Raw genomic sequence first — 20703 nt, forward strand, 5'->3', positions numbered from 1 at the left:
CTTCAGACCTCCGTTTCACTATTTGATTGATCGGAAAGAGCCAAACCGGAATTGTGATTCTGTTCAGCCCTCTCATCAGATTCACCGGACGTATCCTGCTCCACTCCCTCTTTGGGCAGGCGAATTTCGATGCATGCACCCTGCTCGAATTCAGTCACTTCGCTGGCATCTCTCAGTTGAATGCCGCCACCATGCTCGCGCAAGATCTTGCGAACGATAGCAAGCCCCAGACCGCTGCCTTTTTCTCGGGTCGTCATATAGGGCTCAAGCAGGCGCTGCCGGTTATTGGCGGGAAAGCCAATGCCATTATCTATAATACGGACGCAATAATTCACGCCTTCTTCTTCCGCCTTCACGATCACCTGACCATCAATATCCTGCCGATCTTCTCGTCCGGCAATCGCCTCGGTGGCATTCTTGATGATGTTGGCCATAGCCTGGGAAATGAGCCGATGATCAAAGGAAACCGGCATCTTTTCCGGAATATCGGTATCAAACTTGATGTCATGGTTGGCCACCTCAATCAAGAAGACCGATTCCTTGATGATCTCCGACAGATCCCCATGCTCGAACACCGGTTTGGGCATACGGGCAAAGGAGGAGAATTCATCGACCATGCGACCGATATCCCCCACCTGCCTGACGATGGTATTGACGCATTGCTCAAAGACCTTCTGATCATCTTCGGCGATTTTCTTGCCATAGCGCCGACGCAGGCGTTCCGCGGAAAGCTGGATCGGTGTCAGCGGGTTCTTGATTTCATGCGCAATGCGGCGTGCTACATCAGCCCATGCGGCAGAGCGCTGCGCGCTGACCAGTTCGGTAATATCATCCAGGGTGACAACATATGAGTGGCTTTCGTCCTCATTGCTACGCTCGAGGGTTACGCGCACACGCAAGGCATATTCGATACCATTCCGCACCAGCGTAATCTGGCCTTCCTTGTGTGCCTCGGTCAGATGATCTGCTTCGTCCACCAGCGACGCAATCTCGGGCAGCACATTGTCGAGATCTTCGCCTAGCAAATCCCGCTCTTTGAGACCGAGGATCTTCAACACAGACGGGTTGGCCAGCGTGATCTCTCCGGTCTCATCAACACCGATCACCCCGGCGCTGACACCCTGTAACATCGCTTCGGTAAAGCGCCGTCTGGCATCAATGGCATCGCGCGCCAGAATGAGTTCGTCCCGCTGGGACCGCAACTCTGTTGTCATGGTGTTGAAGGTCTCATTCAGATTTCCAAAATCAGACGAGCCCTTGTCTACCGGCAGACGCACATAGAGATCCCCATGTCGCACGCGCTCGGCCGCTCCGATCAACCGCCGGATGGGCGCGACCAGCCGATTGGAAAAACCGATAGCAAACCAAGTCGTCGAGAGCAGAACGATCAACCCTGCCCCTGTATAAAGCATGGCAAATGCAGCCTGAATATTGGATCGGCTATCAAAGAAGGCTCGATATTCCTGCGCATTCTCCGACGTCATCCGCAGAAAATTTGATACAACAGGGTCGATTACCCGCAAGACAAACAGATAGGCGTCGTTGAATTCCTCAAGCCGAGAAATACCGGCAACAAGGTTAGAGTCGCCGAGAGCAATGAAGACAGGCTGACTGTGGGCCTGTTCCAACAATTCCGGCCCGGGCATCTTGGGCGCAGGCTGATCAAGCCGGCTTGGCGACGCCATCAACTGCTCACCGGCCCCGTTGACCACAAAGGCCGCAGGAATGCCGCGAATGCGGGTCTGTCGCGAGAAGATGGCACGAAAGCGATCAGAATCAAGCAGAAAATAGGGTTCGGCCTCATTCAGTGCCTGCGAAATGCCCAGCAATTCATTGCGCAATACGCGGGCATGCTCCTTGGTATAGGCCGAGGCAACCGTTTGCGAGCTATTGATAATCGCCTGCGTACGCGAGGAAAACCAGCGATCCAAACCACGGTCCAGCGTAATGCTTGCAAAGATCGCCACAAGGATCGTTGGCACCGTTGCCACCAGAGCGAACAGCCCCATGACGCGAATATGCAACCGCGCGCCAGCCCGTCCCTTTTTGCGAGCCCGCAATACGGCACAGGCTTCCAGAAAAATGATCAGCGCCAGCATGAACAGCAGCACGCCATTCACGATCATCGCTATTCTGATGACATCATCGGTCGGCTCGATTGATGTCAATCCCAACAGGATGACAAAGGACGTCACGCCTGAAACAACCGAAAGCACAACGCTAATCAGGCCGATATAACGCAATCGGCTTCTTTTTTCTGGTTTCTCAGGGCCATATTTGGCAGCAGCTTCCTTGCCCCCGAGTTGGTCAAGGCCAGCCGGCCGTTTGGCGGACGCTTCAGACTCCGAAAGATATGACACGCGCAACAAATCCTAGCAAAAAGGGCTATCCCAATAGAGGGAATCGCCCCTTCTATTCAATGAAATTGTTGCCTAAATGTGACAGGTCTTTCAGAAACTGTCCATGCCAAACGGCACCTCTGTGTCAAAAAAGCCACAGAGCTATTGTAAATGGCGGATTCTTGGCGATCAGGCGCCCCTGACCACCTGAATATCAAGATCCTTGATTTTCTTGCGCAGAGTGTTCCGATTGAGCCCGAGCAATTCGGCGGTCTTGATCTGGTTGCCCTTGGTGGCAGCAAGAGAGGCACAAATCAATGGATACTCGATTTCTCTGAGTAGGCGGTGATAAAGCCCCGGAGGTGGTAGGCTGTCGCCAAATTCCTTGAACAGCTGTTCAAGATAAGACTCCATGGCCCCGGCAAGATTCTGGACTTTCTGCTCAGGTTGAACGTCTGTCGTCAGGCTGATCTGATTGAGCTCATTCTCAATCTGGTTGGCCGTGATTGTGTCCTGCGGATAAAGCGCCGCCAGACGCCGCACGAGGTTTTCCAACTCGCGGACGTTGCCCGGCCAGCGATAACGCAACATCACATCCAGAGCATCTGGCTGGATCTGCTTGACCGGCAAGCCTTCACGCTCACCAAGAGCAAAGAAGTGACGCACCAGATCCTTGATATCTTCGGCACGTTCCCGCAGAGGAGGAAGACGCATCGGCACGACATTGAGCCGGAAGAACAAATCCTCACGGAAAAGCCCCTGATGAATGAGTGACTGCAAATCCTTGTTGGTCGCAGCCACGATGCGCACATTCGTCTTTATCGGCGTGCGCCCGCCAACGGTGGTATATTCCCCCTGCTGCAAAACACGCAGCAAACGCGTCTGCGCTTCCATAGGCATATCACCGATTTCATCAAGAAACAGCGTGCCCCCTTCGGCCATTTCAAATTTGCCTGCCGAGCGCCCATGCGCACCGGTGAAAGAGCCCTTTTCATGGCCGAACAGTTCGGACTCAATCAGATCTTTCGGAATGGCCGCCATGTTGATGGCGACAAACGGGCCTTTGCGGCGCTTGCCATAATCATGCAGAGCCCGCGCGACAAGTTCCTTGCCGGTGCCGCTCTCGCCCGTGATCATGACCGTAAGGTCATTCTGCATCAGGCGCGCCAGCATGCGATAGATATCCTGCATGGCAGCAGAGCGGCCAATAAGCGGAATATCCGTTCCATCGTCATCCGCAGGCTGAAGACTCGGTCTTGGCTCTGAAAGAGCACGACCAGCAATATTGATCAGCTCCTTAAGGTCAAAAGGCTTGGGCAGATATTCATAAGCGCCCCGTTCTGATGCCTTGATCGCCGTCATGAAAGTGTTCTGCGCACTCATGACAATGACCGGCAAATGAGGCCGGGCCTTCTTGATACGCGGTAGAACATCAAAAATATTCTCGTCCGGCATCACGACGTCGGTAATGACCAGATCGCCTTCCCCTTGTGAAATCCAACTCCACAAGGTAGTGGCGTTCGAAGTCAGACGCACGGTGTATCCGGCACGAGACAGCGCCTGATTCAGCACCGTACGAATGGCGGTATCATCATCTGCAAGCAGGATTGTCCCTTTTGGCATAGTGGTCCGAACTCCTATATCTGATCCGAGGTGCTGGTGGGCAGCATCACCCGGAAAATGGTCTGGCGACCAGACCCGTCAAACTCAATGACGCCGCCATGATCCCCGATAATTTTGGCAACCAGTGCGAGCCCGAGACCGGATCCGTTGGTTTTGGACGTCACGAACGGATCAAACAGGCAGTCCTCAAGTTCCTTGGGAATGCCCGGTCCGTTGTCTTTTACGCAAATTTCCAGTGGCAGTGAGGTTTTCTCGCTCGAACCGGCCACCTGAATACGGATGCCGGGACGGAACGCTGTCGTCAAAACGATCTCGGGATCGGGCACCTCAATAACAGCCTCAGACGCGTTCTTGACCAAGTTCAGGAACACCTGAACCAATTGGTCTTGATTGGCGAAAACATGCGGCAAGGAAGGATCATACTCTTCAATGATGCGAATCCGGTCACCAAACTCGGCCTGTGCCAACTGTTTGACCCGATCAAGCACCACATGGATATTGACGGCCTCACGCTCTACCGGCCGCTGATCAGAGAAGACTTCCATCCGGTCAATCAATCGGACGATCCGGTCAGTTTCCTGCGTGATCAACTGCGTAAGGGCGCGATCTTCATCCGAGACGGAGCTTTCCAACAGCTGTGCTGCGCCCCGGATGCCAGAGAGAGGATTTTTCACTTCATGCCCAAGCATGGAAGCAAGCCCCGTCACCGAACGCGCTGCGTCGCGATGGGTCAGTTGACGATCCATCTTGTCAGCGATGGAACGCTCTTGCAGCATCACGGTCACAAACCCGGTCATGTCGGGTACGGGCGCAGCATAAACATCCACGACCTTTTCGACCCCAATGCGCGGGTTGGAAATGTCGATACGATATTCATTCACCGGCGCAAGCCGATCTCTAGCCTGATCGACAAGGGCCAGAACCGGACTGCCAAAGGGCAACAATTCGGCAAGCTTCTGTTTGCGCAAATGAGACGCGCTGGACTGGAAGAAGAACTGCGCCATATCATTTGCTGCAGCAACGAACCCCTCCTCATCAACCATCACGACCGGATGCGGCAAGGAACTCATCATTGCCTGATAGGGGTTGCTCGCCAAGCTGCCGCCTTTTTTGCTTTCAATCATGCTACGTGCCTCTCCGCAGCAACGCTGAAAAACTCGCGCAGCGCAATGCGCACAGTCTCAGGCTCTTCTGCGGTTAAAATTACTTTTCTAAGATTTGATAGTTCGGAGGAATTGGAAACGGGTGTCTGCAAAACCCCATCCATATACCAACCAAGATGCTTGCGAGCGCATCGCACCCCGACAATATCGGGATAATAGTCGATCATGGCGTCATAGTGCTCCAGCACGAGTGCCAGCAAATCCGCGCCAGCGGGCTCGTCCAGATACGCACCCGTTGCAAAGTAATGCGCAATGAAACCTGGCAACCATGGGCGACCATAAGCGCCTCGCCCGATCATCACCCCATCCGCACCCGATTGTTCAAGGCAGGTGATCGCATCGTCTTCACTCAGCACATCACCATTGGCAATCAGAGGCACGGACACGGCATCAGAAACCACCCGAATAGCGCGCCAATCGGCATTGCCTTTGTAAAACTGATTGCGCGTGCGTCCATGCACCGTCACCATGGAAACGCCGCTTTCCTCGGCCCGCCTGGCCAATTCAGCCGCATTGTGACTGTCATCATCCCAGCCCAACCGCATCTTGACGGTAACCGGCACAGAGACGGCACCAACCACCGCGTCAATCAAACGCAGGGCCTGATCAAGATCACGCATCAACGCAGAGCCGGAATAACCGGAAATAACTTTCTTGGCTGGACAGCCCATATTAATATCGACAAGCGCCGCCCCAGCCCCTTCAGACAGGCGCGCAGCTTCGGCCATCCATTCGGCCTGATTGCCAGCTAGTTGCACGGCATGCACATCCACGCCCTGCCCTTCGGCCCTCAGGCGCATTTCTTCCTTCCCTACAGCAAAGGCCTTGCTGGCCACCATCTCGGAAATAACGAGCCCTGCCCCGAACCGTTTGGCGAGCATGCGAAAAGGCAAATCCGTTATCCCCGACATTGGCGCAAGAAACACGCCGTTCGGCAACGAAACGGACCCTACAGTCAAGCTGTTTCCAGCCTTATGGAATGGAAGCGATGGCATAAAGAGATCAGCTTTCAAAACTCACAACACTAGACAGTATATCTGTGCCTAATAAATGTGCAAGCAAATTCGCTGATCAATTTTTGATCATTAACACCCTAAGTGAACAAGCAACCCAAAGATCACTTGACCGCAGCTTCTTTTTCATGAAAAGCCTTACTGCAAACGGGCGCAAATCCATTATTGCAACAATCCACCGGGCATTGCAAAAAGAAACAAGCGCGTGCGCCCGATATCACCCGAGTTTTCTCGCTTTTGGCGAATCAAAGCACCGCACGCACGTGACCGATCAGGAAACCAAGACAAAATGACATGCGCCGCCATTATCGTTGCCGCTGGATCAGGCAGTCGCGCCAGACGCGCATCCGACACCGTTGCCAAGCAATATCTCGAGATAGGCGGCAAAGCGGTCCTGCTCAGAACACTGGAACAGTTTCTCGCCAACGAAAAGATTGATCGAATACAGGTCGTCATCGGCTCGCAAGACAACGATCTTTACAATGAAGCGATCGCACCAACCTTGACGGGCCAGTTAGCCGAACAAGCCAAAGCAAAACTGCTTCCTCCCGTTCACGGCGGCGACACGCGTCAAATTTCCGTCCTCAATGGCCTCAAGGCAATCAAGACGGAAAATCCAAAGCATGTGCTGATCCACGACGCCGCCCGCCCCTTCATCACCGACGCCATTCTGGCGCGCTGTTTTGAAAGCCTCAAAGAGCACAAGGCCTGCCTCGTTGCCACTCCCGTTACGGACACCATCAAGAAAGTCGATGCCAAAGGCGCGATTCTGGAAACCATTGACCGCACGACACTCTGGTCTGCGCAGACGCCACAAGCCTTTGATTATGCCTTTATCCTGAACGCACATGAAAAAGCTTTTAACCAAACACTCCACGCGTTCACCGACGACGCCTCTGTGGCTGAATGGGTTGGCGAGCCGGTGCATATCGTCGAGGGCAGCCCCTCCAATCGCAAGCTTACCAGTCAGGAAGATCTCACCATGGCTGAAACCATGATCACCCCAACCGCCTCGCGCCCACTGACAGACATCAGAGTAGGCACTGGCTATGATGTTCATGCCTTTGATGAAGGAGATGCAGTCATCATCGGTGGCGTCTCCATTCCCCACACGCACAAGCTCAAGGGACATTCCGACGCCGACGTCGGCCTGCATGCCATTACAGATGCAATCCTTGGCGCCATTGCCGACGGCGACATTGGCACACATTTCCCGCCCTCCGACCCGCAATGGAAAGGCGCCGCCTCGGATTTGTTCTTAAAAGACGCCGTGAGGCGCGTAAAAGAGCGCGGCGGCAAGCTCTCCAACATCGACATGACCATCATCTGCGAAGCGCCCAAAATCGGCCCACACCGGCCGGATATGCGCACAGCAATCGCCCAGCTCTGCCAGATTTCCATTGACCGCATCAGCGTCAAGGCAACCACATCCGAGCGTCTGGGCTTTACGGGTCGCAAAGAAGGCATTGCAGCACTTGCTACAGCCACAGTACGCTTGCCTGAACAAGAAGACTGATTGTCACACTAACGAAAAGCCCATCAAACTGGCACAATTGAAGATCCGGGCAAGAGCACGCCTAGACGACAGCCCCTGAATGCCCTTCTTCAGGAAAGGATCAAACATGTATGTGACCATGGACACGATTGAACTGGCCAATCAGGTTTTAGAAATCGCCAGAGAGCATGACTACAAGCTGGCCACGGCAGAATCCTGTACATCTGGCATGATAAGCGCCACCCTGACTGAAATTCCCGGCGCGTCAGTTTCCTTTGACCGCGGCTTTGCCACCTATTCCAATGAAGCAAAATCAGAAGTCCTTGGCGTTCCTGCTGAAATGATCAAAGAATTTGGCGCTGTCAGCGAAGAGGTTGCTCGCGCCATGGCTGACGGCGCCCTTGCGCACTCCAACGCCGACTTCGCCGTATCCGTCACCGGCATTGCCGGCCCCGGCGGTGGCACGCAGGAAAAGCCCGTAGGTTTGGTTCATTTTGCCGTATCGTCAAAACAGTACACCCAAAGCCACAACAAAAAGATCTTTGCCGCAATGGATCGCGAGAATGTACGCGCAGCAACGGTCGAACACGCCATAATCATGCTCATCGAAGCGATGACGCAAAAACATTTCATTTCAACTGAATAGAATTCATTTCATCAGCAATAAAACAAAAAGCCACCATCTTTTGATAGTGGCTTTTTATAAATAAACACATTCTCGCTCCATGATTGAGCGAGATATCTAGCTCAGATATGGAACCGGATCGACCGGATCTCCCTTAATTCGCAGTTCGAAGTGCAACTGAGGAGCTCTCACGTTGCCAGACATCCCAGCCTCAGCAATAATCTGCCCACGCCGTACTATCTGACCCTTGGTGACAAGCAGCTTGTTGTTATGAGCATAGGCCGTAACCCAACCATTGGTATGGCGAACAAGAATAAAGTTGCCATACATCTTCAGGTCATCGCCCGCATAGATGACGGTCCCATTATCTGCCGCACGAATGGACGTCCCTTCCGGCACAGAGAGGTTAATCCCCTCATTACGAACTCCAGCATTCTCGCCACCAAATCCGGAAATGATGCGCCCACGAACAGGCCAACGGAATTTCGCAGCAGAAGCGGTGTCGTTTGACTGATTGGACACAGGTGTTACCGGTGCTGCGTTTACTTGGGAAGGCGCAGAACTGGAAGCCTCATCTGGCAACCCAACAGCATTTTTCAGAGACGCAACGCGCTGCTTCTTCGGCTGGCTTGAAGGTGATGAATGGGCGCTTGACGCCATTTCACGCACCCAACGTGGCTTTGCCTTCGGAACCGCTGCAATCACTGGCGCAGATACTTGACGGCTGTCCTGTTGCGTCGTCGATACGCCACCGGCATTGCGATTGATCGATGCCGTTGTCGTATAATCGATCGCAGGCTGCTGATTTCTCTGCGGAATATGCAAGCGCTGCCCCATTCTCAGAGGTGCACTGACCGACATATTGTTGGCCTGAGCAAGCTCACGCGTTGACACGCCATAACGGCTCGCTATGCCACTCAGTGTCTCACCGGGATTGACCATATGACGGTTTTGGGCATTTGCATTCTGCTGAAGTTGCACAACTTCGCGCCCATAAGCGGACTGACCGCGCAAACGCAGAGGGTTACCCTTTGGCACACGCATCACATAAGGCAACTGCACCGAGCTGGAACTGATGGACGCCAGCTGCATGGGCTGCGACGATTGGGCATTCCGGTTTTGCTGAACAGGCTGCTGTGGTCGCTGTGTCTGGGCTGCATAGCTTCTATAGCCTTGCTGTTGGAACACAGGAATCAAAACCTGCTGACCCGGCACCACATAATTCCGTCCGTTGATATCAGCAATGGCTTTTTCCGGCACACCGTAGCGGCGCGAAAGAGACTGAATATCTTCACCCTGATCGACCGTCACCATAGTGCCGCCGACACTGGTCCACTGACCACTCGTTCGGGCGTGATTCTGTGCCGATGCAGAAGGCGCAGACATGGCACGCACTTGATCTGAATAGCTATTACCAACTTGTCCGCCCGTCGGAATAGGGTTCGGCGGAGCGATCGAAGCCGTTGAAGTATAATCTATCCCTTTGGACTTAGGCGCGTTCTTTGGCAGTGAGAATATCCTAGCCAGACTGAAACGAGATTGCTGCGTTTCCTGCTGCGGAGCCGTCGCTGAAGAAGCCGCTGGCATAGAAACAGGTACGCGCCGATACTGATTGTTAGGCGCAGGATTATAGGAAGCGACCTGGGATTTCGGGCGCGGTGCAGCGTGCGGCAGGCTATCGAAGCGCGACACAACAACCGGCGGCCCATTCAGAACAGCAGCATTGGAGGAAGGCGCCCTAGAAGGATACCCACTAGAATTGGAAGCACTGGCCACATCAACATAGACAGGACCGGCAGACGCTTGACGATTCCCCGAAGGCATCGGCGGCATGGGCTGCGACGGATATGACTGATAGGTATTTGATGCTGAGCGATTAATAGACCCAGTTGTCAAAGCGACAGGAGCTGCCTGTTGAGACACTGGAACAGACTGACTGACAGAAGAAGCCTGTGCAACGGGTGCAGGAGACGCAGGAGCCGAATAAACGGGAGCATTATAAGAAGGTTGCTTGGTGGCATTTGCCTGATAGGCAGGATCACGATAAATAGGCTGCGCGCTACTGCTCCCCACAGGCACGACAGCTGGCATAGGCTGATTCACCGGCGCCACACTGGGTTGAGAACGAACCGAGCTGGTAAAAATCTCATTCTGATTGGAAGTATATCCTGAGCCAGGAGTTCCAAAACGTTCAACTTCACCGCTGCAGGCTGCAAGGGTGGCAGCCATCGCCAGCAATGAGGTCGTTGACAGAAGCTTACGCAATACTAAATAGTCCATACCAACACCGGTTCTACGCACAACACCCTACAAGTTGATACCAATTTAATCCAAGTATCCTTTCCAAACCTTTAAAACAGGCATTAAAATGGGCATCGAAACCACTACCCTGTGTTTACTTTCCCATTTGAGCAAATGAATACAAAAAAGGCCGCAACGCGCTCGCGTTACGGCCTTCTGATGAGAAAAATCCAACCCCTCTCTGACATTAAGAGGCTGGTATTAATAGGGTAATTCCCCCTATGCCTTCATCATTTTATCGAGTGTGCTATTGTCTGTCATGTCCAGATGCAGCGGCGTAACCGAGATTTTCTTATGCATCACAGCGTGCAGGTCAGTTCCTTCGGCCGGGTCGGACTTGCGATCTTCAAAACCAAGCCAGAAATAGGAAAGCCCACGCGTATCAACGCGCGGAACCACGCTCAAATGCGCCTGATCGCGCTTGCCTTGACGGGTATAGACAACCTCTTCCACTTCACTTGCCGGACATGCCGGGAAGTTCACGTTGAGCAAGGTCTGTCTTGGCAATTCATGATCGAGCAGATCCTTGACAACTCGAGCGCCATGCTCTTCGGCAGCACTCCAGTCAAATGGCTCGCAGCTCTCCCAGCTATAGGACTGGCTAAGAGCAATGGATCGAATACCGAGTACAACGCCTTCCATTGCACCGGCTACAGTGCCCGAATAGGTCACGTCTTCAGCCATATTCTGACCGCGGTTGACACCTGACAAAACAAGATCCGGACGCCCGTCCAGAATATGATCAACCCCCATGATGACACAGTCTGTTGGGGTGCCGTGTACGGCAAATTTTTTGTCACCCAGTTTCCGCATCCGGAGCGGATCATGCAGCGTAAGGGAATGCGCCATGCCGGATTGTTCGGTTTCCGGCGCAACAATCCAGACATCGTCAGAGAGCGCACGCGCAATCTTCTCTAGCACCACAAGACCGGGTGCGTTAATACCATCGTCATTGGTCAGAAGAATTCGCATTGCATTGCCTCATCAGTCAAAGTTTCAAAAAGCCAAGCGCAGCGATCCGCGTTTGGAAAACAGGAATACCGCCTGCGGGCGATCAGAACGCGCACCCACAAGCCAAAAGTCATGAACTGAAGCATCTGATGCTTCAGGCGGAAATCTTTTCCAATCCGCCCATATAAGGACGCAGAACTTCCGGAATCACGATGGAGCCATCTTCAGTCTGATAATTTTCCATGACAGCAATCAGACAACGGCCAACGGCGACGCCGGAACCATTGAGCGTGTGCACATATTTGACGCTCTTGTCAGAGGCATCACGATAGCGCGCATTCATGCGGCGCGCCTGAAAATCACCACAGGTGGAAACAGAGGAAATTTCGCGGTAGGTCTTCTGGCCCGGCAGCCAAGCTTCGATGTCGAACGTGCGCCGTGCAGAAAAGCCCATATCACCGATACACAGCGTAACAACACGGTAAGGAATGCCAAGTTTCTGCAAAATGGCTTCCGCACAGCCAAGCATACGCTCCTGTTCGGCAACTGAGCTGTTCTCGTCCGTTACAGAAACCATTTCAACCTTGGTGAACTGGTGCTGGCGCAGCATACCACGCGTGTCACGCCCAGCAGATCCGGCTTCGGAACGATAGCAGTGAGACAGTGCCGTTACGCGCATCGGCAGCTTTTCACCATCTACAATGCTTTCACGCACCAGGTTGGTCAGCGGAACCTCGGAAGTCGGAATCAGCCAGCGATCATCATCGGTATGAAAGGCATCTTCGGCAAATTTCGGCAACTGGCCAGTACCAAACATCACTTCAGAACGCACCAATGTCGGCACGGACACTTCATCATAGCCATGCTCATTGATGTGGGTATCGATCATGAACTGACCGATGGCCCGTTCAAGACGCGCCAACTGACCTTTCAGCACAACAAAGCGCGAACCGGACAGTTTTGCTGCGCTTTCAAAGTCCATCTGACCAAGCGCTTCACCCAGCTCAAAATGCTCTTTTGGCTCGAAGCTGAGCTCCGGCTTGTCACCCCAAGTGTGATGCAGGACATTGTCGTCCTCATCCTTGCCAGCAGGCACATCATCCAGCGGAATGTTCGGCAGGCTCGACAGAGCCGCGTTGAGCGCATCTTGCAACTCACGAGTTTTGGCTTCGCCATTCTGAATGGCGCTTTTGAGCTGACCCACTTCGGCCATCAGAGCCTGCGCCTTTTCTTCGTCGCCCGACCCTTTGGCCTTGCCAATTTCCTTTGAGGCAGCATTGCGGCGCTGCTGAGCTTCCTGCAATTTCTGCACTTCAACGACCCGCTCCTCATCCAGCGCGATCAGCCGGGATGACGATGCTTCAGCTCCGCGTGCAATTTGAGCCTTGTCGAATGCCTCGGCATTCTCGCGAATCCATTTGATATCGAACATGTCAGTAATCCCGAATCTAGCTTTGGTGGGAGGGTTGAAAAATTAAGACGGGCGAAAAATAGGCAAGCCCCAAGCATGAAGCAAGCATAATGCCACTTAGTCACCGCAAAGAATGCAGAAAACCCACAAACAATGGCCCGAAAGACAAACAATTTCCTTCAGGCCATGGTGCAAGTTTGCGAAAATCTCTAGGACGCCTCTTCTTCGGCGTCTCGTTCTGCCCGCTTTTTCTCCACGGATTTGACCGAGAGAATGGACAATTCATAAAGCAGCAGCGTTGGCAGCGCCAACCCCATCTGGCTGATCGGGTCTGGCGGCGTCAAAATAGCAGCCATGATAAAGGCAACCACAACAGCATATTTGCGCTTTGACTTGAGAAAAGCAGAATCCACGATACCGGCACGCGCCAACAGCGTCAGAACCACCGGCAGCTGGAACACAAGGCCGAAGGCGAAAATCAGGGTCATGATCAGACCGAGATACTCACTCACCTTGGGCAGATGGCGAATTTCAACCGGTCCCTCGCCCACCTGCTCCATGGAAAGGAAGAATTGCATCGCCAGAGGCATGACGACGAAAAAGACAAGGCAGGCGCCAAGCAGAAACAAGATTGGCGTCGCAATCAGAAAAGGCCGGAAGGCCTCTCGCTCATGTTTGTAGAGCCCCGGCGCCATGAACATGTAGATCTGACTGGCGATCACCGGAAAGGCAATGAACAGCGCGCCGAAAAGCGCGATCTTAAGCTGGGTGAAGAAATATTCCTGCGGCGCGGTGAAAATCATCTCCACCTGATGCGTTCCGCCAACGGCACGTTCATAAGGGATGACAAGAATATTGAAAATATCGCTGGCAAAATAGAAGCAGAATAAAAAGGCAATCGCAATCGCAATCACCGTCTTGAGCAGGCGACTGCGAAGCTCCACCAAATGCTCGATCAAAGGAGCCTTGCTCTCTTCAATCTCGTCTTTTTCATTGTCACTCATCAGTCAGCCTTCTTGGTCACACCGGCTTCCGGTTCTGCGCTATCCTTGGCTGCATCACCATCCAGAATTTCGGTATCCTGATTTTCTTCGGCAAAAGCCTCTTCTACTTCAACCGCTTGAGAAGGCTCATCCGCCGTTTTGGAAGAGAGTTCGGCGGGCTTGTCATTCAGCGACGAATTGATCTCGTCGGTGCTTTCCTTCATGCTCTTGGAGACATCATCCGTCACATCGCTGATGTCACCCAACTGCTTGGTGACAGCATTCTTGACCGCATTGCGCGGATTGAGATTGCGGACATCATTCAAGGTATCAGCAACACCATCAAGCTCCGCTTCCCGCAGGGCTTGGTTGAACTGATTTTGGAAATCGCCGGCCATACGTCGAACATTGCCAACGGTTTTGCCAACAGTTCTGAGCAATCCGGGCAGTTCCTTGGGCCCTACCACCAGAATCGTGATGATAACCACCACGATGATTTCGCTCCAACCGATATCAAACATCGAAATGCACCGGACACGCTAGAATACAGGAAAAACAAATAGATAACAAAAGTGCGCTAACAGCTTAGTTCACTTTGTCTTTCTCTTCGCTACTTGCAGAAACCTGTTCAGACTGCTTGCTTTCCAGAGCCTGTTGGTCGTTTTCTTCCTTGTCCTCTTCCTTGAGGCCCTTCTTGAAGCTGTTGATGCCCTTTGCGACATCACCCATCAGGTCGGAAATCTTGCCACGACCAAAAAGAAGAACAACAACGACAGCAATAATTGCGACCTGCCAGATACCAATCTGCATACTGAAATCCCTTTATTTTCTGCTTCGCGTCGCAAAGAGCCTCTCCGCGCACGCTCGAACACACGAGAGCCTTTTGCCAGCTTTGAGCTTACTTTGTCAAAGAAATAAGCAATCTAGGACGATTTGGCAAATATCAGTACATCCTTTTTACGAAACGATACACCGATATTCTCTCCTGGCACAAAAATATGTCCAGAACCAGATCGGACAAAGAAAGGATTGTCGCAATCCTTGATTGTTACTTCATATAAATCAATCTCTCCAAGAAACATACGTCTCTTCACGCGTGCAGGCAGAGCGGACACATATTCCTCATTGATCGCCTTATGCAGCTTAACGCCCTGCTGGCGGATACAGACCAGCGCGTCTTGCCCGTCTTCAAAGCCGTCAGCTGCAAAAACACCGATTGGCGTATGCACGGCACCCGCCTTGACGACGCCCTCCACCTCGTTAAGGTCGGAGAAAAACCGTGCCGCCCAATAATCAACTGGATTAAAATACAAGTCTTCCGGTTTCGCATATTGCACAATATGCCCATTCTTCAAAAGCAAGATGCGATCACTCACCCGCAGAGCTTCCTCCGGATCATGAGTGACGATGACGCACGTTGCCCCCATTTCACGCAACACCGCAATGGTTTCATCGCGCACCCGATCCCGAAGGCGATTATCAAGACCGGAAAAAGGCTCATCCATGAGCAGAACACTGGGCCGAGGCGCAATGGCACGCGCCAGCGCCACGCGCTGCTGCTGCCCACCAGAAAGCATATGCGGGAAATGATCCGCATACTCTTCAAGACCGACACGCTTGAGCGCTGCCCTCGCTTCTATATCGGCAGATTTTAGCGGCAAATCCTTAAGCCCGAACATCACGTTCTTGAGGATCGAGAGATGCGGAAACAGGGCATAATCCTGAAACATCAACCCGACATTACGCGCCTCGGGTGGCACGAATACCCCCTCGCCAGCAACGACCTTGCCATTAAGCCGCAGTTTTCCGGAAGTCGGGCTTTCGATACCGGCCGCGATCCGCAATAGCGTAGTCTTGCCAGCACCCGATGCACCAAGCAGGGACACGATCTGCCCCGGCTCAATGGAAAAAGAGATATCACGCAGTACTTCATGCCCATCGAACGAGCACTCAATCGCCTCAAAATCAAGTCCGGCAGCGATGGCTGCCCGCGCCGTGCCTCGACTTCCCCAACGATTGCGGCCCTCATGCATATTCAATGATACTCTCCGTTAAATGGGCTGACTATATCCAGTCTCAGACGTCTTATGCATTGGCCAATTCCAAAACACAACTTTTATACTCATAATATAGACATCAAGACAGGCAAACTTTGGTCTCTCAAGGAAGGCCAATCAGGACTCATCGGTATCTTGCTTGTCGTCTTCTTCCATCGCTTCAAGCGCGAGCTCGTAATTATCTTCAAGCGGCTCCTCGTCATCGGCCAAATCTTCGGTGTCATCAGGTGACGGCATGGAGAAAGCCGGCGGCAAGGCAGAATCCAGCATGCCAGTCCCCTTGAGCTCTTCCAACCCCGGCAGATCCTGAATGGATGCCAGATCGAAATGCATAAGAAATTTCTCGCTGGTGCCATAGGTAACCGGACGCCCGGGAACGCGCCGGCGCCCCCTTACCCGCACCCATTCGGTCTGCAGCAGTACATCCAAAGTGCCGCGCGCAACGGAAACGCCGCGGATCTGTTCGATATCGGCGCGCGTGACGGGTTGATGATAGGCGATAATGGCCAGTGTTTCCAAAGCCGCACGCGAGAGCTTGCGCGGCTCGATCGCCTCGGCCTGCATCATGAAAGAAAGATCCTTGGCCGTGCGAAACAGCCATTTGTCATTCACCACAATCAGATTGACGCCGCGATTTTTATAATCCTCTTTCAGTTGAGCAAGAATGGCCGGCACATCGACCGAATCCGGCAAACGGACAGCGATATCGGCCGTACTCAGCGGCTCCGAACTGGCAAAGAGCAGGGCCTCCACCATCCGCTTGAGCTGCAAGCGCGCTTCCTTGGCCAACGCCTCATACTCTCCCCCCAAGGGCTGTTCTATTTCTTCCATCATTGGCCCTTCCCTTGTTTGCCGCGCACATAGATTGTCCCGAATGCATCGGTCTGCCGGATCTCCAGATGCCCCTCCCGCACCAGCTCCAATGAAGCGGCAAAAGAGCTGGCCAAAGCCGTTGTACGAATATCCGAGAGCTTGAGATAGGTCTGCAAAATCGTCTCAACGGGCGTCCAGTCATGAACGCCGCCGATCAGCCGCATCAAAACATCCCGGGCCTCGGGTAGGGACCAGACCTCGCGCTTGCGCACATGCACCAGCGACACAGATTGTCTCTGCCGCAAAGAGGCATAGCCGGTCAGCAGATCATAGAGCGAGGCGGAAAATTGGGGCTTGCGGATAAGGGACATATCTTCAGGCTGCCCTTTGATGAAAAAATCCCGTCCAAGGCAGGGGCGATCCATAAGCTTGCCCGCAGCCTCGCGCATGGCTTCAAGCTTGCGCAGACGAAAGGCCAGCATGGCTGCGAGTTCCTCACCGCTCGGCTCATCTTCATCAGGCATCTCGGGGATGAGCAATCTGGACTTGAGATAAGCCAGCCAGGCCGCCATGACCAGATAGTCCGCTGCCAGTTCCAGCCTCAGCTTGCGGGCGCGCTCAATGAATTGCAAATACTGCTCGGCCAGCGCCAGAATTGAGATCTTGGTCAGATCGAGCTTTTGCTTTCTGGCCAGCGCCAAAAGGAAATCCAGAGGCCCTTCAAAGCCATCGACATCAACAATCAGCGATGGCTCGCCAACGCCTGCCTTGGGCACCAGATTGAGATCAGAAAATTCACCCCAATCCGCACTTGCCTCTGAAGATGAGGCATTTTCGTCAGCTTTGGCGCTATCGCCTTGCCCCCCGGACACATCGCTTTCGCTCGTCAATGCAAAGGGCAAAGTGGCATCCTCGGCAGCAGTGGACAATTGATCCACATCGGAGGTCTCGCCAACAACCGCCTTGCCTTGCCCGCGCCCCTTACGTTCTTCGCTAGATGCCATGCTCCGCCAGATCTCACTATACAGAAAGGTCTCGCCCCAGACCCGCTATCGGTTACCCTTATAAGGAAAGACTATCGTTCTTTCTGAGCCAAACCAAGCGCACAAAAAGAAAATCCGGCCACTAAGCCGGATTTTCGCATTCATATATGAGTATTGAGCTTACTGACGTGCAACCAGACAGTCACCACCGGCAGCCTTGATCCGGTTACAGAAGTTGATCGCGCCACCCTGATCAGCAAAGGAACCAACGCGGACACGGTAATAGATGCCCCGTGCGCCAAGGTCGGCTTGCTTGATATCCGGCTGATACCCGGCAAGCACGCTGCTCAACTGGGCCTGAATGTTGGCATAGCTGGCCCGTGCCTGCTCAGGTGTGCGCTGAGACGTCACCTGTACAGTGTAGCCACCATTCCCGCTCGGAGCGGCAATGGACTGTGGCGGAACAGGATTGGGCGCAGGAGCCGCCGCCGGGGCGGTTGGCGTCAGAACCAACGGAGCCTGGCTGCTCGGCTGCGGTGCAGCTGGTGCAAGCTGAGGTGCACTGCTCTGGTTAGCCGCCTGAAGCGCCGCCAACTCGGCAGGCTTGGACTTCGGCAACGGCATATCTTCTTCATCAACAACTGGCTGCACGGCATTCGCCCCGCCTCCATTGAGCTGATTGCCATTGATATCCGTATTGTTGGTTTGCGAAATGGCCTGTTCGGAAGGCGTCGCATTCAACAATTGCTGATCGACACTGGAGAGCTGCGTATTCTGGTTCTGATTGGCGCCAGAATCTGCAGGTTCTTCAGAGGTCACAAATGTGCCATCAGGCCGCACAACCACGGTACGAACCTTTTTCGGAGCCACTGCACCGCTGACGGAATCGCCATCACCCGTAGACTGGGACACGGAAGATTCGCCACCAGACAATGGAATGACCCGCGGCGACTGTCCGTTGGCTGTGATATCCATCGGTGTCTCGGTTGCCGGCATCATGTTGGACGGCCCTTCATCGCTTTCGGTGCCATCAATACGGTCATAAACCGTCTGGTCCTGATGCGGAACAACCTTGCCACCCGGATCTTCAGGCGTTTCCTTCACCGGATCATTATTGGCCTCAATGACCGGTGTTTCGGTGCTGCCACCGCCGCTCTGCCCGAAACCCCAAGCCAGCAGGCCGCCAACAACCACAACACCAGCCGCAGCAGCGGCCATGTAGAGCCCCTTGCGGGACCTGCGTTTTGGCTGAGGAGCGGCCATGGCTGCGGCCGTTTCAAGAGTGGTGTAGTCTTCATCCTGATAATTGGGCGCACTCTCTGCGGCTGCCTGAGCAATCGTCGGATCAGCATATGACCCATATACAGGCGCATCCGCAGCAGAAAAGTCATCCCCGACAGGATCCTGATAGCCACCCTGCCCCGGCGCATATCCCTGATCATAGGATTGGGTGCCCGGATCACGGTAAGATGGGTCTGTGCCATAGTTGGCATAATCATCATGCTGCCCGGCAACATTTACGTCAGGAGCTGGCGTTGGATTTGGTTCAGGTGCCCTATACGGCATATAGGGTTCGCTTGCCTGCTGCGCAGACGGATCATTGAAGACCGCAAACGGGTCCTGACGCAGACCACGCGACTGAGCTGGTGCCATCGGTTCTTCAACAGGCCGCCGCTGTCCGTAGCTATCGGACGGGCTCTGTTGAGATCGCGAATAGGTGCCATATGGCTCAGGCTCGGATGCAGGCGCTGGCGTAGGATCCGGCGCATACCGCGGGGATTGACCACCGCCATAAGGAACATCAGATACCCCGGCAGCTGGATCATTCGGACGGTAGTCCTGCATAGGATCGGCAACAGGCTCAGCCTGCCGACGATCTCTCCAACTGGATGGCATGACGGGTTCGGGAGCAGGCTCCACTGGCGCGTCTGCCGCTTCAGGCTGATACCCGCCAAGCGGATCGACCCGAGGCGCACGCGGAGCGGTTGGCTCAGCTTGGCGACCATATTGAGGACCGGCTGCACCTTCATCATAGGACCGGCCACCTCGAAGGGACGGACCTCGTTGCTCTCCAAGAGACACTTCCGGCGCATGAGGGCTTGCCTCAGGTTGCTCTGGCTGAGAGCGGAAATCGTCCTGTTCGCGCGTAGCCCGCAAACCGGTGAAGAAGGAATCTTCCTTCTCTGCGGCAGAACGGCGGCTCAATTGACCATAGCTTCCACTGGTAGCCACCGGCGGCTCATCATCGGCAGTCTCGACAGGCTGACGCGTGTGCTCCGACTCGACTGCAGGAGCAGTGGGAGCTGGAGAAGATGGCGCCGAAGAAGATGGCGCGATGTCATCAAAAAGTGAGCTCCAGTCATCCAGCCCGGGTCCGCCTTCTGCTGGGCGATCAGCAGAGGGCAGCGGAGCCTGAGAAACTTCTGGTTCCTGAGCATACGCTCCAGGATCCTGCGAAATCGGAGTTTCAGGCACTGCATATCCGGGATCAAATCTGGGATCTATGGCGTCCCGCGGATCAGGCGCAGGGCTATTCTGCACCGGCTGCTGAGGCCTGCCTTGCGCCATTGGACGAGCCTGTGGCACCGGATCATGCTCTCGCATGTCCGCACGTGTTACCTCGCCTTGAGGCGCAGCTGGCTGACCACCTGGAGCCGGCGGCACATAGCCAGATTCATCATGTTGTCCGCGCAACTCTTTTATTAATTCTTGTTCCAGAATCCGCAAATCATCTTCAGAAACAGTAGAACCACCACGTTGGCCGGAACCTGAACCAAAGTCGCCACTTGAGACGATTCGGTCCAATTCGGCCAATGGATCTTCCATAACCGGAGCCGCATCTTTGTTTTCACGAGCCTGACGTTCAAAATCGGACCAGTTGGATGCGGGTGATTGCGGCTTCTTGTCATTGGGATCAGACATGGCGATTTGCCTTTTCATTCATAC

At 53.9% G+C, this 20703-nt stretch carries 16 protein-coding genes; 2 read left to right on the plus strand and 14 right to left on the minus strand.

Features of this window, described 5'->3' with window-relative positions:
- Window positions 1-2: 2 nt before the first annotated feature.
- The 4 genes from BM258_RS09055 to dusB form a co-directional block, all read right to left on the minus strand.
- On the minus strand, window positions 3-2360 hold the full coding sequence (locus BM258_RS09055; RefSeq protein ID WP_139229245.1) for a sensor histidine kinase NtrY-like: 2358 nt from the start codon (window positions 2358-2360) through the stop codon (window positions 3-5).
- Between the two features lie 168 nt (window positions 2361-2528).
- Window positions 2529-3962, minus strand: coding sequence for a nitrogen regulation protein NR(I) (gene ntrC, locus BM258_RS09060; protein ID WP_090071376.1), 1434 nt, complete (start codon window positions 3960-3962; stop codon window positions 2529-2531).
- A gap of 14 nt (window positions 3963-3976) precedes the next feature.
- Complete coding sequence (locus tag BM258_RS09065) at window positions 3977-5086, minus strand: two-component system sensor histidine kinase NtrB (protein WP_090071378.1); 1110 nt, start codon at window positions 5084-5086, stop codon at window positions 3977-3979.
- Window positions 5083-6120, minus strand: coding sequence for a tRNA dihydrouridine synthase DusB (gene dusB, locus BM258_RS09070; RefSeq protein WP_090071380.1), 1038 nt, complete (start codon window positions 6118-6120; stop codon window positions 5083-5085). The genes BM258_RS09065 and dusB overlap by 4 nt, the downstream gene beginning before the upstream one ends.
- Window positions 6121-6427: 307 nt before the next feature.
- Between dusB and BM258_RS09075 the strand changes: the two genes are divergently transcribed.
- Window positions 6428-7654 (plus strand): bifunctional 2-C-methyl-D-erythritol 4-phosphate cytidylyltransferase/2-C-methyl-D-erythritol 2,4-cyclodiphosphate synthase, encoded by a 1227-nt coding sequence (locus BM258_RS09075; protein ID WP_090071382.1) that lies wholly within the window; start codon window positions 6428-6430, stop codon window positions 7652-7654.
- 106 nt (window positions 7655-7760) lie between these two features.
- Entirely contained in the window at window positions 7761-8279 is a 519-nt protein-coding gene (locus BM258_RS09080; protein ID WP_090071384.1) for a CinA family protein, read from the plus strand.
- A 96-nt stretch (window positions 8280-8375) separates the two neighbouring features.
- On the opposite strand, the gene BM258_RS24460 is transcribed toward BM258_RS09080, so the two are convergent.
- The 10 genes from BM258_RS24460 to BM258_RS09130 form a co-directional block, all read right to left on the minus strand.
- Window positions 8376-9644: a peptidoglycan DD-metalloendopeptidase family protein gene (locus BM258_RS24460; RefSeq protein WP_175528014.1), complete on the minus strand. Its 1269-nt coding sequence runs from the start codon at window positions 9642-9644 to the stop codon at window positions 8376-8378.
- 1134 nt (window positions 9645-10778) lie between these two features.
- The gene (surE, locus tag BM258_RS09090) at window positions 10779-11531 is read right to left on the minus strand and encodes a 5'/3'-nucleotidase SurE (RefSeq protein WP_090071388.1); all 753 of its coding nucleotides are present in this window, start codon (window positions 11529-11531) and stop codon (window positions 10779-10781) included.
- Window positions 11532-11664: 133 nt separating this feature from the next.
- Window positions 11665-12942 carry a serine--tRNA ligase gene (gene serS, locus BM258_RS09095; protein WP_090071390.1) on the minus strand — a complete coding sequence of 426 codons (1278 nt, stop codon included), beginning with the start codon at window positions 12940-12942 and terminating at the stop codon, window positions 11665-11667.
- Window positions 12943-13130: 188 nt separating this feature from the next.
- Window positions 13131-13925 carry a twin-arginine translocase subunit TatC gene (tatC, locus tag BM258_RS09100; protein ID WP_090071392.1) on the minus strand — a complete coding sequence of 265 codons (795 nt, stop codon included), beginning with the start codon at window positions 13923-13925 and terminating at the stop codon, window positions 13131-13133.
- A complete protein-coding gene (gene tatB, locus BM258_RS09105) occupies window positions 13925-14425 on the minus strand; it encodes a Sec-independent protein translocase protein TatB (protein ID WP_090071394.1) in 501 nt (166 codons plus the stop codon). The genes tatC and tatB overlap by 1 nt, the downstream gene beginning before the upstream one ends.
- A gap of 64 nt (window positions 14426-14489) precedes the next feature.
- Entirely contained in the window at window positions 14490-14714 is a 225-nt protein-coding gene (locus BM258_RS09110; RefSeq protein WP_090071396.1) for a twin-arginine translocase TatA/TatE family subunit, read from the minus strand.
- Between the two features lie 113 nt (window positions 14715-14827).
- The gene (locus BM258_RS09115) at window positions 14828-15937 is read right to left on the minus strand and encodes an ABC transporter ATP-binding protein (RefSeq protein WP_090071398.1); all 1110 of its coding nucleotides are present in this window, start codon (window positions 15935-15937) and stop codon (window positions 14828-14830) included.
- A 141-nt stretch (window positions 15938-16078) separates the two neighbouring features.
- Window positions 16079-16792, minus strand: a complete 714-nt coding sequence (scpB, locus tag BM258_RS09120; protein WP_407062714.1) for an SMC-Scp complex subunit ScpB — start codon at window positions 16790-16792, stop codon at window positions 16079-16081.
- Entirely contained in the window at window positions 16792-17778 is a 987-nt protein-coding gene (locus tag BM258_RS09125; RefSeq protein ID WP_090071402.1) for a segregation and condensation protein A, read from the minus strand. Before BM258_RS09125 ends, scpB begins: the two co-directional genes overlap by 1 nt.
- A gap of 159 nt (window positions 17779-17937) precedes the next feature.
- Entirely contained in the window at window positions 17938-20679 is a 2742-nt protein-coding gene (locus BM258_RS09130) for an SPOR domain-containing protein (RefSeq protein ID WP_175528015.1), read from the minus strand.
- Between the last annotated feature and the right edge of the window lie 24 nt (window positions 20680-20703).

The organism is Cohaesibacter marisflavi, from assembly GCF_900115225.1.
GTDB classification, from domain to species: domain Bacteria; phylum Pseudomonadota; class Alphaproteobacteria; order Rhizobiales; family Cohaesibacteraceae; genus Cohaesibacter; species Cohaesibacter marisflavi.